Genomic DNA, 13,490 nt, shown 5'->3' with positions numbered 1-13,490 from the left:
CTCGCCGGTCAGCGTCGGCGCAGGTTGGCCAGCGCGGGCCGCACGTCGGCGAGGAACACGCACGCCGCCACGAGCAGGCCCATCTGCACCAGCGACATCCCCGGAGCGTTGAGCGGCACCAGCTGGATCGCCACCGCGACCGCGAGGAAGGCGCTCCAGGTGACCTTGTTGCGCTTGTCCGCGGCCAGGTACGCCTCGTTGGGGTAGAGCAGCGAGCAGACCAGCGCGAAGATCTTGATGATCAGCAGCACCGCGAACACGGCGATGTCGATCCACCCCTCGACGGTGAACACGAGGAGGTTGTCGCCACCCGGCACGAATCCCACGGTGCGATCCTACGGCCCCAGGGGAGCAGCCGGTCGAGCCCATCGAGACTCGTTGTAGCTGGTCGAGACCCCGTGTAGTTGGTCGAGACCCCGTAGCTGGTCGAGACCCCGTAGCCGGTCGAGCCTGTCGAGACCCCGTAGCTGCCCGAGCCTGTCGAGACCCCGTGCAGTTGGTCGAGACCCCGTAGCCGGTCGAGCCCGTCGAGACCCCGTAGCTGGTCGAGACCCCGTAGCTGGTCGAGACCCCGTAGCTGGTCGAGACCCCGTAGCTGGTCGAGCCCGTCGAGACCCGTGTAGTTGGTCGAGCCTGTCGAGACCCCGTAGCTGGTCGAGACCCCGTAGCTGGTCGAGCCTGTCGAGACCCGGCGGCCAACCCGCCCTGTGGACAACGCCCTCTGTCCACAGCGAGGTCTCCGACGCGTCGACATCAGCCACCAGCAGGAGCAACGTCCTCAGCGTGCGCGGATATTGCTACATGCTCGAGTGCTCCGATGGGACCTACTACGTCGGGAGCACCAACGACCTCGAGGCCCGCCTCTACCAGCACCAGGTAGGCAGGGGAGCGGCGTACACGCGACGAAGGCTGCCGGTGAAGCTCGTCTGGTACGAGGAGTTCCGTCGGATCGACGACGCGTTCAACCGCGAGGAGCAGGTTCAGAACTGGGGCAGGGCGAAGCGGCAGGCCCTGATCGCACGCGACTACGGCGCGCTGCCGCTGCTCTCCCGGAACTACACGGAATTCGGACCTCCGGATGTCAAGGCCGACGAACCCACGGATCGATGACGGTCTCGACAAGCTCGACCACCTACCCCCCCGGTCTCGACAAGCTCGACCACCTACCCCCCGGCCTCGACAAGCTCGACCACCTACCCCCCGGCCTCGACAAGCTCGACCACCTACCCCCGGACAGCACGAAGGCCCCCGGGCGAACCCGGGGGCCTTCGAGAGGAGCGAGGAGGTCAGGCCTTCTTGGCCGGGGCCTTCTTCGCGGGAGCCTTCTTGGCGGTGGCGGTCTTGGCCGGAGCCTTCTTCGCCGGAGCCTTCTTGGCGGTGGTCTTGGCCGGGGCGGCCTTCTTGACGGCCGGGGCGTCGCCCGAGCGGAACTTCACGACGACGGCCTCGCCACGCTTGGCCAGGTCGGCGTAGGTCGAGGTGACCTGGGCGCGGTTCTCGTCCACGGCGGTCTTGACGGTGGTCTGGACCTTGGCCGGGAGGGCCTTGGCGTCGGCCTGCAGCTCGGCGAAACGCGACTTGGCGTCGGCCTGGAGCTCGGCGAGACGGGCCTGGGCCTTCGACTGCAGCGACTTCGGCTGCGGCACCTCGAAGCCCTTGACGGCCTTCTCAGCGGCGGCGTACCGGGTCTTGGCCTGGCCCTGGACCTCGGTCACGTAGCCCTTGGCGGTCTCGTAGGCGAGGTCGGCGGCACCGACGCTGGCGTAGAACTGCTTCTCGACGACCGGCGGGACGTCGAGGGCCTTGAGGTCGACCTTCGGCAGGTCGAAGGACTTGATGTCGATCTTGGGGAGCTCGAGCTTCGGCATGGTTGTTGTCATCCTTCGATGGTGTTGGGGTTGATCTCGGACGGGGCACCGGCGTGCTCCTGCCCGCTTTCGGTCGCCACGTCCTCGGTCAGCACGGACTCGGGCGAGTCCGCGCCGTCCGACTCGTCGGCGGCGTTGAGCGCCAGGAACGACGCGTAGACATCGAGCAGCGACTGCTTCTGTCGCTCGGTGAGACCGGTGTCGCCGAGGATGGCGAGCTCGACTGAGCCGCCTGCCCCGTCTGCCGGATTGAGGATCCCGGCCCGGACGTAGAGCTGCTCCGCAGAGATCCGCAGCGCCTTGGCGATCTGGTTGAGCACCTCGGCGGACGGCTTGCGCAGCCCTCGCTCGATCTGGCTGAGGTAGGGGTTGGAGACGCCCGCGAGGTCGGCGAGCTGCCGCAAGGACAGACGCGCACCGGTGCGCTGCTCCTTGAGGTAGTCACCCAGTGACTCGACGGTCTTCCCGACCTTTCCCTTTGCCATGACCCCATTGTTGCTAACTCGTGCTAGCAATAGCAAGCAGAGGCGCAGTGAACCCGACCACATGGACCACAAACCCGGGTAACTCAGGTTTGTTTGGCAGGATGCTCCCGTGGCCGACCTGCAGCACTGCCCCACCCCGCGCGAGCTCGACGACCTCGAGCTGCTCACGGGTGGCGCGTTCTCCCCGATCGAGGGGTTCGACGAGTTCGGCAGCCCGATCACGCTGACCCTCCCGCCCGCCGCCGACGCCGACCTCGACGCGGGCCGCAGCGTGGAGCTGGTCGATCCCGAGGGCCTCCCGCTGGCGCGGGTCACCCGCGCCGCCGACCACAGCCTCACGGTCACCGCCCTGAGCCACGCGCAGTACGGCCCGTTCCGTCGGCTCTACCTGAACCCCGCCCAGGTCCGCGACCGGTACGCCGGGCGCACGTTCGTCCCGGTCGCCGACGTGCTCACCGACCGGCAGCTGGCCCAGGTCCGGGAGGCCGGCCCGGTGGTCGTGCTGGCCCTCGTCGGCGCGGGCACCCCTGCGATGTCGGCCGTCGGCCTGCTGCGCGCCACGCTGCGCGCGGTCGAGGGGCTCGACGCGGTCGTGGTCGCCGTACCCCTCGCTTCGCACGGGCGCTCCGACCCGCAGCTGCGCACGCTGGTCGTCGAGAACTACGCCGACGAGGACCCGGTCCTCGACCTGGCGCCGGGCGGTCTGCCGCTCCCCCAGCTCGCCGACATCATCGACGAGGAGCACCCCGACCGCAGCGAGCAGGGCCTCGTCCTCTTCTTCACCGGCCTGTCCGGCAGCGGCAAGTCCACGCTGGCGCGTGCGCTCATGGACCGGATCCTGGAGCGCGGTGGCCGCACCATCACCAGCCTCGACGGCGACGTCGTACGCCGCAACCTGTCGGCCGGCCTGAGCTTCTCGAAGGCCGACCGCGAGACCAACATCCGTCGGATCGGCTGGGTCGCGGCGGAGATCGCCCGGCACCGCGGCATCGCGGTGTGCAGCCCGATCGCGCCGTTCGACGAGACGCGCCAGCAGGTGCGCACGTACGTCGAGGACGCGGGCGGCGCCTTCTTCCTGGTGCACGTCGCGACCCCGCTCGAGGAGTGCGAGCGGCGCGACCGCAAGGGGCTGTACGCCAAGGCACGGGCGGGCGAGATCCCGGAGTTCACCGGCATCTCCTCGCCGTACGAGGAGCCCCTGGATGCCAACGTCCGCGTCGACACGACCGGGCGGACCATCGAGGACGCGCTCGACGACGTCATCGAGGCCCTGCACCGCGCCGGCTACCTCGACCTCGGCCTCGCGATCACCGAGGACGCCTCCCCGGTCGAGGTGCTCGCACCGAACCCGCAGCGGCCGGTGAACGTGCTGTTCGTGTGCACGGCGAACATCTGCCGGTCGCCGTACATGCTGCTCAAGGCGCGGGCGCTGGTCGGCGACGACGCGAGCATCCGGTTCACGAGCGCGGGCACCCACGGCTTCGACAGCGCCCACGCCGACCGGACGATGGCCACCGCGATGCGCATGCGCGGGATCGCGCCGGGTGAGATCGAGGCGTTCCGCAGCCGGCGCGTCACCAGCGACATCCTCGCCGAGGCCGACCTGGTGCTGACCGCGGAGTCGAGCCACCGCGAGTTCCTCCTCGAGGAGGAGCCCGCGGCGTTCCGCAAGGTGTTCACGCTCGGCCAGTTCACCGAGTCGCTGGGCCGCGTGGACGCGGACCTGACCGGTCACGACCTGGTGGCGGCCGTCGGTCACAGCCGGGCGATGACCAGCGCCAGCCACGACATCTCGGACCCCTATCGACGCGGACTCGAGGCCGCCTCCGCCTGCGCCGACCAGATCGACGATCTGCTGCGCATCGCCCTCAGCAGGCTCACCGGAAAGGCCCTCTGATGCACGACCTCCTCACCTGGACCGCCCTCTCGATCGTCGCCGCCGGCTTCTTCGTCGGCATCGTCGTGGGGCTCACCGGCATGGGCGGTGGCGCGCTCATGACGCCGGCCCTGATCTTCCTGGGCATCGGGGGTGGCGAGGCGGCCACGATCGTCACGGCCGACCTCACTGCCGCCGCGATCTACAAGTCCGGCGGCGCGCTCGTGCACGCCAAGGTCGGCGCGCCGAACTTCCGGCTGGCCGGCTGGCTGATCGCGGGCTCCGTGCCGATGGCCTTCCTCGGGCCGTGGCTGGTGCACCGCCTCACGAACAACGAGGACCAGCTCGACTTCACCCTCAAGCTGTCGATCGGCTTCGCGCTGCTGCTGGCCGCGTCGACGTACGCGCTGCGCTTGTACCTGAACCTGCGTCGGGTACGCCGGGGCGGCCACGGCGGCGACCCCGACCCGAAGATCCGTCCGCTGCCGACCTTCCTGGTCGGCGCGCTCGGCGGCCTGCTCGTCGGCATCACCAGCGTCGGCTCAGGCTCGGTCATCATGATCGCCCTGCTGATGCTCTACCCGGGCCTGTCCGCGGTGAAGCTGGTCGGCACCGACCTGGTGCAGGCCGTGCCGCTCGTGCTGTCGGCCGCGATCTCCAACATCGCCATCAACGGCCTGGACTGGTCGATCACGCTGCCGCTGATCGTCGGCTCGGTGCCGGGCACCATGCTCGGCAGCCGGATCGCGCCGAAGGTCCCGCAGTCCTACCTGCGCCGCGGCATCGTCGTCGTGCTGACCATGTCCGGCGTCGCGCTGCTCGACAAGTCCGGCTGGAAGCCGCTGGGCGCGCACACCACGCACCCGGTCCTGATCGGGCTGGTCGGCATCGGGATGCTGATCCTGGTGCCGCTGATCTGGGGTGTCATCCGGCGCAGCGAGGGCCTGCCGATGATGGGGGCGCCTACCGTCGCAGAGCTGGAGAAGCTGCCGGGAGACCGACAGCCCGCGGCACGGGACTGACCCCGCCGCCGAGCTGACCGGCGGCGAAGGCACGGCCGACCACGACGCCCAGGACGACGCTGAGGGCGACCCAGCCGGCGAGCACCGCCAGCAGGATGGTCATGGCACGATCCGCAGGGTGCGCTCGGCGTCCCAGTGCATCGGCTCGGACGAGGCGCGGCCGAGGGCGTAGAGCAGCACGAGCGACAGCCCGAACACCACCACGCCGATCGCGATCATCACCCGACCAGTGAACGCCGGTCGAGCGCGCGAACCAAGGTGCCTTCGGTCAGCGCACCCGGGCCTTTGGGCCCAGGAATCAGTCCCGGCCGTAGATGTCGCGGGTGTAGACCTTGTCCGCCACGTCGGCGAGCGCCTCGGTGTGCCGGTTCGCGATGATCACGTCGGCCTTCTTCTTGAACTTCTCCAGGTCGTTGACGACCTTGGAGTTGAAGAACCGCGGCTGGGTGAGCTCGGGCTCGTGCACGATCACCTTCACGCCCTTGGCCTTGATCCGCTTCATCACCCCCTGGACCGCCGACTCGCGGAAGTTGTCCGACCCGGCCTTCATGGTCAGCCGGTAGATGCCGACCACCTCGGGCTTGCGGCGCAGGATGTCGGCCGCGATGAAGTCCTTGCGGGTCGTGTTGGCCTCGACGATCGCGCTGATCAGGTTCTGCGGTACGTCGCGGTAGTTGGCCTGCAGCTGCAGGGTGTCCTTGGGCAGGCAGTAGCCGCCGTACCCGAAGGACGGGTTGTTGTAGTGCGACCCGATCCGGGGGTCCAGGCCGACGCCCTCGATGATCTGCGCGGTCGAGAGGCCGTGCTTGACGGCGTACGTGTCGAGCTCGTTGAAGTACGCCACCCGCAGCGCCAGGTAGGTGTTGGAGAAGAGCTTGATCGCCTCGGCCTCGGTCGCACCGGTGAACAGCACCGGGGCGGTCCCGTCGACGGTGCCCTGCAGGAGCAGCTTCGCCAAGAGGCGGCCGGGCTCGGTGTCGGACCCGACCACGATCCGCGAGGGGTAGAGGTTGTCGTGGAGGGCGCGGCCCTCGCGCAGGAACTCCGGGCTGAAGATGATCGACGCACCGGGGTGCAGGTCCCGCAGCTTGTTCGTGTAGCCGACGGGCACCGTCGACTTGATGACGATGGTCGCGTGCGGGTTCACGGCCAGCGCCTCGGCCGTCACCGCCTCCACCGAGGTGGTGTCGAAGTAGTTGGTGGCCGGGTCGTAGTTGGTGGGCGTGGCCACCACGACGTACGTCGCCTCGTCGTACGCCGCCGCGGCGTCCTGCGTCGCCGTGAGGTCCAGCGGGCGGGAGCGGAGGTAGTCCTCCAGCTCGGCATCGACGATCGGCGACTCACCGCGGGCCACCATCTCGACGCGGCGGGCGTCGACGTCCACCGCCCAGACGTGGTTGTGCTGGGCGAGGATGACGGCGTTGGAGAGACCGACGTAACCGAGTCCCACGACTGCGATCTTCATGGTTCGACGGTGACGAGGAACCCGCACAGGACTGCCAAACGCAGGTGTACAGCGGCAGACGGTCCGAGGAACACCAGACCCGTCCGGTAGCGTCGGGCTCCATGTTCGCCCTCGACTGCGCCACCCAGGGTTACGACTGGGGTACGACGGACGGCATCCGCTTCTTCCGCCGGGCCGCAGCCGGCGACGAACCACTGGCGGAGGTGTGGATGGGCACCCATCCGCTGGGTCCGGCGCAGGCCCTCACCGCGCACGGCCCGCGGCCGCTCTCCGAGATCACCGGCGACCTGCCGTTCATGATGAAGATCCTGTCGGCCGCCCGCCCGCTGTCGATCCAGGTGCACCCGCAGGCCTCGCGCGCCGAGCAGGGGTACGCCGAGGAGGAGGCCGCCGGCGTACCGCTGGACGCGCCGGAGCGGGTCTTCAAGGACCCGCGGCCCAAGCCGGAGATGGTCTACGCGCTGTCGACCTTCGACACCCTCGTCGGCTTCCGGCCGACCGCGGAGATCCTGCGGGTGCTGTCGCCGATGTCGTCACCGGTGATCCAGTCGCACGCGGGCTACCTGCGTCGCAACCCCGGCTTCCGCGGCATCGTCCGGATGGTGCAGCGGCTGCTCGACCAGCCGCCGACCGCCGAGGAGGTGGGCGCGGTCGTCGACGAGTGCCGCCGCGCGCTCGAGCTCGGCATCGACGTCAAGCGGGCGTACACGACGGCCATCGAGATCGCCGAGCACTTCCCTGGTGACGTGGGTGTGGTGATCTCGCTGCTGCTCAACCGGCTCACCCTGCAGCCCGGCGAGGCGGCGTACCTCGAGGCGGGGATCATCCACGCGCACCTGTCGGGCATGTGCCTGGAGGTCATGGTCTCCTCCGACAACGTGCTGCGCGCGGGGCTCACCAGCAAGCACGTGCAGCCCGACGAGCTGGTGCGCTGCCTCGACAAGGGCATGTCGAGGGTCGCCCGGGTGATGCCGCGGCTGTTCGGCCTGTCGACCGACGTCTTCTCCCCCGGGCAGGGAGACTTCGCCCTGTCCGTGACCCAGTGCTCCCCCGCCGACGACCCCGACGGCGTGCTGCTGCCGGCCCGCGGCGACCGGCTGATCGTCTGCACGGGGGGCGAGGTCACGCTGATCAGCAGCAGCGGCGAGAAGCTCCTCCTGCAGCGCGGCGACGTGGCGTACGCCGGCGAGGCGGACCGGGACCTGCACCTGTTCGGCACCGGCGAGGTCGCCCAGGCCTACCGTCCCATCGACGAGGCCGTCGGCATCCTCACCGACCTCGTCTGAGACCTACCCCTCGGCCTCCCAGACCGAGGAGATCGGCAGCGACCAGAGCCGGTGCGCGTGCTCGTGCCCGACCGGGGCGGTGTTGAGCACGACCCCGCCCCGGAACCGTTGGCCGGCGCGGTTCGCGAGCGCCTCCAGGGCCGCGAACTGGTGCGGTCGTACGCCGGCGGCGGTCCGCACCTCGAGGCCGTAGACCGTCTCGTCGGGGAGCTCGACGAGCAGGTCGACCTTGAGCCCGTTCCGCTCGCGCAGGTGGGTGACCCGCAGCCCCTGGTCCTGGAGCGCGACCGCGACCAGCCCGTAGAGCAGCGGCCCGAGCCGCCACCGGCCGCTCATCTGGGCCAGCTCGGCAGGGCTCGCCCCACCCAGCTCGCGTGCGAGACCGGCGTCGGCGAACACCACCCGGGGCCGGGCGACCGCCCGCTTCGCGACCACCGAGCGGGTGCCCGGGACCATCCGGACCACGCCGCGCTGCGCCAGTGCGGCGACGTACGGCGGCAGCGTGGTCGGCGGGATCCCGGTCAGCGACGCCAGCCGCGCCCGGTTCAGCTCGGCCGACGGCGGCCGCGCGAACGCCCGCAGCAGCGCGTCCAGCCGGGCCGGGTCGAGCCGGCCGAGGTCGGGGGTCTCGGGTAGCTGGTCGAGCCCCGGTAGCTGGTCGAGCTTGTCGAGACCCGCGACGTACTCAGCGATGCCCCACTCCGACCGCACCTCTCCCGGCACCGTGGCGCGCGACCCGAGCAGGGCGAGGAAGTCGGACACCGCGCCACCCTAACTCGTCGATTTGTCTACCCCGCTGACGGCGATGCCCGGGTGCGTTGACGTGCATGGCACGATGGGGCGACCTCAACCACCGGTTGGAAGGAAGGCACCACCCCGCATGACACAGACCCATAGCGACTATCGGCTGAGCCAGCTGGACCAGCTGGAGGCGGAGTCGATCCACATCTTCCGTGAGGTCGCCGCCGAGTTCGAGAAGCCGGTCCTGATGTTCTCCGGCGGCAAGGACAGCATCGTGATGCTGCGCCTGGCCGAGAAGGCCTTCTTCCCCGCGAAGATCCCGTTCCCGGTCCTGCAGGTCGACACCGGCCTCGACTTCCCCGAGGTGCTCTCGACCCGTGACAACTGGGTCAACCGCCTGGGCGTGAAGCTGCACGTGGCGAGCATCGACGACGCGATCGCCAACGGCGTCGTGGTCGACGACGGCAAGACCAGCCGCAACCGGCTCCAGATCGGCACCCTGCTCAACGCCCTCGAGGAGGGCGGCTACACCGCCGCCTTCGGTGGCGGCCGCCGCGACGAGGAGAAGGCCCGCGCCAAGGAGCGCGTCTACTCCCACCGCGACGAGTTCGGCCAGTGGGACCCGAAGATGCAGCGCCCCGAGCTGTGGAGCCTCTACAACGGCCGCCTGCACGAGGGCGAGCACATGCGGATCTTCCCGATCTCCAACTGGACCGAGCTGGACATCTGGGACTACATCGGCCGCGAGGGCATCGAGATCCCGCAGATCTACTTCGCCCACCAGCGCCGGGTGTTCGAGCGCGACGGCATGCTGATGAGCGAGACGCCGCTCAACCCCACCCGCGAGGGCGAGGTCGTCACCGAGCGGACCGTCCGGTTCCGCACCTGCGGTGACATCACCCTGACGGGTTGCGTCGAGAGCACCGCGTCCACGATCGAGGAGATCATCGAGGAGGTCGCCGCCGCCCGGGTCACCGAGCGTGGCGCCACCCGCGGTGACGACCGGTTCTCCGAGGCTGCCATGGAGGACCGCAAGAAGGAGGGCTACTTCTGATGGGCACCGACGAGAAGACCATGGACCTCCTCCGCTTCGCGACCGCAGGTTCGGTCGACGACGGCAAGTCCACCCTCATCGGCCGGCTGCTGTTCGACAGCAAGTCGATCTTCGCCGACCAGCTCGAGGCGATCGAGTCGACCTCGGAGGCCAAGGGCCACGACTACGTCGACCTGTCGCTGCTGACCGACGGCCTGCGCTCCGAGCGTGAGCAGGGCATCACCATCGACGTGGCGTACCGCTACTTCGCGACGCCGAACCGCAAGTTCATCATCGCCGACACCCCGGGCCACGTGCAGTACACGCGGAACATGGTGACCGGCGCGTCGACCGCCGACCTCGGTCTGGTCCTGGTCGACGCGCGGCACGGCCTCACCGAGCAGTCGCGCCGTCACGCGGTGCTGCTCTCGCTGCTGCGGGTGCCGCACCTGGTGCTGTGCATCAACAAGATGGACCTCGTCGACTTCTCGCAGGAGACCTACGAGAAGATCCACTCCGAGTTCACCCAGTTCGCGACCAAGCTGAACATCCCGGACCTCGAGGTCATCCCGATCTCGGCGCTCCAGGGCGACAACGTGGTCACGCGCAGCGAGAACATGCCGTGGTACTCCGGTCCCACGCTGATGCACCACCTCGAGCACGTGCACGTCGCCTCGGACCGCGACCTGGTCGACACCCGGTTCCCCGTGCAGTACGTCGTACGGCCCAAGTCCGACGAGCACCACGACTACCGGGGGTACGCCGGGCAGATCGCCGGCGGCGTGCTCAAGAAGGGCGACGAGGTCATCGTGCTGCCCTCCGGCATGACCTCGAAGATCGCGGGCATCGACCTGTTCGACAAGGAGATCGACGAGGCGTTCCCGCCGATGTCGGTCACCGTGCGCCTCGAGGACGACGTGGACGTGAGCCGCGGCGACATGATCGCCCGCGTCAAGAACGCGCCCACGCCGAGCCAGGACATCGACGCGATGGTCTGCTGGATGACCAACACCCCGCTGCAGCCGCGGCAGAAGCTGGCGATCAAGCACACGACCCGCACGGGCCGCGCGCTGGTCAAGGACATCCAGTACCGCCTCGACGTCAACACCCTGCACCGCGACCAGGAGGCCGGGAAGCTCGAGCTCAACGAGATCGGCCGCGTCCAGCTGCGCACCACCGTGCCGCTGCTGTGCGACCCGTACTCCAAGAACCGCACCACCGGCTCGTTCATCCTGATCGACGAGGCGACCGGCGTCACCGTCGGCGCCGGCATGATCAACGGGTAGCAGGTCGCGAGCTTGCTCGCGAGCGGCGTCACCCGTGAGGTCGAGTGCCGCGGTGTATCGAGACCACAACGGCTGACCGAACGCGAGACAGGCGGCGTGCTCCCCCCAGGAGCGCGCCGCCTGTCCTTCTTCCTGAGACCGTCCTCGGCGTGCGTGGAGGTTCAGGCGTTCTTCGAGACCAGGACGCAGAGGAACTGGATGCCCGTGTCCACCTCGAACGGGTTGTCGCCGCCGGGGTTGATCGGGATGAAGTGACCGGCGGCCTCGCCGGCATCCACCTGGGCCTCGCTCGTGGCGGGCATGAAGTGCGGGTCGGCGACCCAGGCCGGGCTGTACGCGAGGGCGATCACGTGCCAGATCGGGTTGAACTTGCCCGCCGTACCCATGGTGCCGAAGCCGGGCGCACCCGCCAGGACCACGTCGCGCACCGGCGGGATGTCCGGCGGTCCGGGGCAGTTGAAGTTGCACAGCGGGTGCACTCCCGCAGGAACGCTCGCCGGGTAGGCGATCAGGTAGAAGTCCTGCGAGACGTTGCCGGACGCGACCGCCTTCGCAGGAGCGGACATGTAGACCGTCGTGCCGTTGGCGTACATCGGCTCGAGGACGGGTTTGGCCGCCGATGCGGAACCCGCCGTCGCGGCAAGGACCGCGGTGACGAGGCTCGCGACGACTCTCGTTCGACGCATGGGAACAACCTCCTCCTGCCGACAGCGGGCCGCCACGGCGGCGGGCTCACCTCGACAGACGTTCGCCTCCGGTGTACGCCGCTGCGGGCACCATCCACGACCCCTAAAATTGGGGGTCGACAGCCAAGCGGGCGGTACGCCGACCCGGACGGCACCGCCCCCCACAGCCGCGACGCCGTCCTGCCTCCGGTCAAGCCGGCGGCGGCCCGAGGATCTCGATGCGATGCGTGGCGGCGGCATGGCCCAGCGCGGCGGGGTCGATCGGCCCCGGGTCGGGCAGCCGCCGTTCGGTCGTGGCCTCGCCCGCCGCCGCGACGAACTCCTCGAAGCCGGCCGGGGACGTGATCTGCACGTAGTGCAGCGGCTCGTCGGGGCCCACCACGAACGAGTGCGCCAGCCCGCGCGGCAGCAGGACGAAGGACCCGGCGGCGGCCGACAGCTCGAGTCCCTCGCACAGGAAGCGCGCGCTACCGGACAGGACGTGGAACATCTCGTCCTCCACCAGGTGCCGGTGCAGCGGCGGGGCGAAGCCCGGCGGGTTCACGAACTCGGCGACGGAGACCGCTCCGCCGGTCTGGGCCCCGGTGGCCTTCACCGTGAAGAGGCTGCCGAGGAACGCATAGGTGTCGCCCTGGTCGGGACCGAGGACGTAGGGCTGGACGGTGGTGGACGGCTGGTTCATGACGGGCTCCTCATCGGTGGATATGCGCACGTGCTATTCACTATCACCGCGTGCTATTGAACAGTTGCTAGTCTGAACCCGATGAGCACCACACGCAAGAGGTCCTACCAGTCCCCCGTTCGCGAGGAGTCGGCCCGCCGTACGCGAGCCGCGATCGTGGAGGCCGCGACCCGGCTCTTCGTCGAGCAGGGCTTCGCCGGCACCTCCTTCGACGCGGTCGCGAGCGCCGCCGGCGTCGCCCGGCCGACCGTGGTCAGCACCTTCGGCACCAAGGGGGCGCTGCTCTCCCGGGTGCTCGACGAGGCGCTCGCCGGTGACGGCGAGGAGGGCCTGGTCCGCGACCGCCCCTGGTACCAGCCGGTCTGGCAGGCCGAGACGGCCGAGGACACCCTCACGGCGTACGCCACGGTGTGCCGCATCATCGGCGCCCGCAGCAGCGGGGTGGTCGAGGCGCTGCACCGGGCAGCCGACTCGACCCCGGAGCTCGAAGCACTCTGGGACAACTGGAACTCGGTACGCCGGGGCGGCGCGCGGCGGTTGCTCGACCACCCGCCGCTACGGTCGGGGCTGCGCCGCGACCGCGAGATCGAGGACGCCGCGGACATCCTGACCATGCTCAACGACCCCCAGCTCCACCACACCTACGTCACCCGTGCGGGATGGTCGGAGGAGCGGTTCGAGGCCTGGCTCGCCGACGCAATGCACGTGCTCCTGCTCGAGCCCCGCGCCTGAACCCTCCGGTCCGCAGGTGCGGGCCGACCCCGGGGTCGACCAAGGCCTTTCCACCGCGCCGATAGGCTCTCCCGCGATGTCCCGCCGCACCACCGCCCTCGTCCTGGCGGGCTCCCTCTGCGTCCTCGGCGTGTTCGCCGTCGCGGGACACTCGGCCATATCGGGCCCGGTCCTCTTCGGACTCTCCGCCACGCACGGCGTCCATCGCGACGACCTCGTCGCTCTCGCTGCCTGGCTGCTCGGCATGTGGTGCGCGTGGCGGATCTACCGGGACTGATCGAGCGGCCTCCTAGCCTGCTCACTGTTCGCGCCGACCTACAAGGCAGGG

General features: G+C 69.8%; 16 protein-coding genes. 8 read left to right on the top strand and 8 right to left on the bottom strand.

The annotated features are described in order from the left end of the window. Nucleotides 1-8 precede the first annotated feature (8 nt). Complete coding sequence (locus tag ACYVAQ_RS06040; protein WP_460787585.1) at nt 9-326, bottom strand: DUF2516 family protein; 318 nt, start codon at nt 324-326, stop codon at nt 9-11. Between the two features lie 475 nt (nt 327-801). On the opposite strand from ACYVAQ_RS06040, the gene ACYVAQ_RS06035 reads away from it, so the two are divergent. After that, entirely contained in the window at nt 802-1,110 is a 309-nt protein-coding gene (locus tag ACYVAQ_RS06035; RefSeq protein ID WP_460787584.1) for a GIY-YIG nuclease family protein, read from the top strand. Between the two features lie 176 nt (nt 1,111-1,286). Here the strand turns inward: ACYVAQ_RS06035 and ACYVAQ_RS06030 are convergent, their stop codons facing one another. Next, nucleotides 1,287-1,868 (bottom strand): hypothetical protein, encoded by a 582-nt coding sequence (locus ACYVAQ_RS06030; protein ID WP_460787583.1) that lies wholly within the window; start codon nt 1,866-1,868, stop codon nt 1,287-1,289. A gap of 8 nt (nt 1,869-1,876) precedes the next feature. After that, nucleotides 1,877-2,353, bottom strand: coding sequence for a helix-turn-helix domain-containing protein (locus tag ACYVAQ_RS06025; RefSeq protein WP_460787582.1), 477 nt, complete (start codon nt 2,351-2,353; stop codon nt 1,877-1,879). A gap of 109 nt (nt 2,354-2,462) precedes the next feature. Here ACYVAQ_RS06025 and cysC point away from each other — a divergent pair, with 109 nt between their 5' ends. Both cysC and ACYVAQ_RS06015 read left to right on the top strand, forming a co-directional pair. Next, on the top strand, nt 2,463-4,250 hold the full coding sequence (cysC, locus tag ACYVAQ_RS06020; protein ID WP_460787581.1) for an adenylyl-sulfate kinase: 1,788 nt from the start codon (nt 2,463-2,465) through the stop codon (nt 4,248-4,250). Next, a complete protein-coding gene (locus ACYVAQ_RS06015) occupies nt 4,250-5,251 on the top strand; it encodes a sulfite exporter TauE/SafE family protein (protein WP_460787580.1) in 1,002 nt (333 codons plus the stop codon). Before cysC ends, ACYVAQ_RS06015 begins: the two co-directional genes overlap by 1 nt. A 99-nt stretch (nt 5,252-5,350) precedes the next feature. Here the strand turns inward: ACYVAQ_RS06015 and ACYVAQ_RS06010 are convergent, their stop codons facing one another. Then, a complete protein-coding gene (locus ACYVAQ_RS06010) occupies nt 5,351-5,473 on the bottom strand; it encodes a hypothetical protein (protein WP_460787579.1) in 123 nt (40 codons plus the stop codon). A 76-nt stretch (nt 5,474-5,549) separates the two neighbouring features. Further along, nucleotides 5,550-6,716 (bottom strand): nucleotide sugar dehydrogenase, encoded by a 1,167-nt coding sequence (locus tag ACYVAQ_RS06005; RefSeq protein ID WP_460787578.1) that lies wholly within the window; start codon nt 6,714-6,716, stop codon nt 5,550-5,552. A 101-nt stretch (nt 6,717-6,817) separates the two neighbouring features. Here ACYVAQ_RS06005 and manA point away from each other — a divergent pair, with 101 nt between their 5' ends. Beyond that, nucleotides 6,818-8,002 carry a mannose-6-phosphate isomerase, class I gene (manA, locus tag ACYVAQ_RS06000; protein WP_460787577.1) on the top strand — a complete coding sequence of 395 codons (1,185 nt, stop codon included), beginning with the start codon at nt 6,818-6,820 and terminating at the stop codon, nt 8,000-8,002. Nucleotides 8,003-8,005: 3 nt separating this feature from the next. On the opposite strand, the gene ACYVAQ_RS05995 is transcribed toward manA, so the two are convergent. Next, nucleotides 8,006-8,764 (bottom strand): DUF4143 domain-containing protein, encoded by a 759-nt coding sequence (locus tag ACYVAQ_RS05995; protein ID WP_460787576.1) that lies wholly within the window; start codon nt 8,762-8,764, stop codon nt 8,006-8,008. A 118-nt stretch (nt 8,765-8,882) separates the two neighbouring features. Between ACYVAQ_RS05995 and cysD the strand changes: the two genes are divergently transcribed. Both cysD and ACYVAQ_RS05985 read left to right on the top strand, forming a co-directional pair. Beyond that, on the top strand, nt 8,883-9,797 hold the full coding sequence (cysD, locus tag ACYVAQ_RS05990; protein ID WP_460787575.1) for a sulfate adenylyltransferase subunit CysD: 915 nt from the start codon (nt 8,883-8,885) through the stop codon (nt 9,795-9,797). Further along, complete coding sequence (locus ACYVAQ_RS05985) at nt 9,797-11,062, top strand: sulfate adenylyltransferase subunit 1 (protein WP_460787574.1); 1,266 nt, start codon at nt 9,797-9,799, stop codon at nt 11,060-11,062. Before cysD ends, ACYVAQ_RS05985 begins: the two co-directional genes overlap by 1 nt. Nucleotides 11,063-11,223: 161 nt before the next feature. On the opposite strand, the gene ACYVAQ_RS05980 is transcribed toward ACYVAQ_RS05985, so the two are convergent. After that, the gene (locus tag ACYVAQ_RS05980; protein ID WP_460787573.1) at nt 11,224-11,748 is read right to left on the bottom strand and encodes a hypothetical protein; all 525 of its coding nucleotides are present in this window, start codon (nt 11,746-11,748) and stop codon (nt 11,224-11,226) included. A gap of 190 nt (nt 11,749-11,938) precedes the next feature. Further along, nucleotides 11,939-12,430 carry a cupin domain-containing protein gene (locus tag ACYVAQ_RS05975; RefSeq protein ID WP_460787572.1) on the bottom strand — a complete coding sequence of 164 codons (492 nt, stop codon included), beginning with the start codon at nt 12,428-12,430 and terminating at the stop codon, nt 11,939-11,941. Between the two features lie 81 nt (nt 12,431-12,511). Here ACYVAQ_RS05975 and ACYVAQ_RS05970 point away from each other — a divergent pair, with 81 nt between their 5' ends. Beyond that, nucleotides 12,512-13,162, top strand: a complete 651-nt coding sequence (locus ACYVAQ_RS05970) for a TetR/AcrR family transcriptional regulator (RefSeq protein ID WP_460787571.1) — start codon at nt 12,512-12,514, stop codon at nt 13,160-13,162. Nucleotides 13,163-13,238: 76 nt separating this feature from the next. Then, nucleotides 13,239-13,439, top strand: coding sequence for a hypothetical protein (locus ACYVAQ_RS05965; RefSeq protein ID WP_460787570.1), 201 nt, complete (start codon nt 13,239-13,241; stop codon nt 13,437-13,439). The last annotated feature ends 51 nt before the right edge of the window (nt 13,440-13,490 follow it).

The organism is Nocardioides maradonensis (assembly GCF_054777115.1).
Note: the sequence above shows the minus strand (reverse complement) of the source record. Positions and strands in the feature narration are given on the sequence as shown.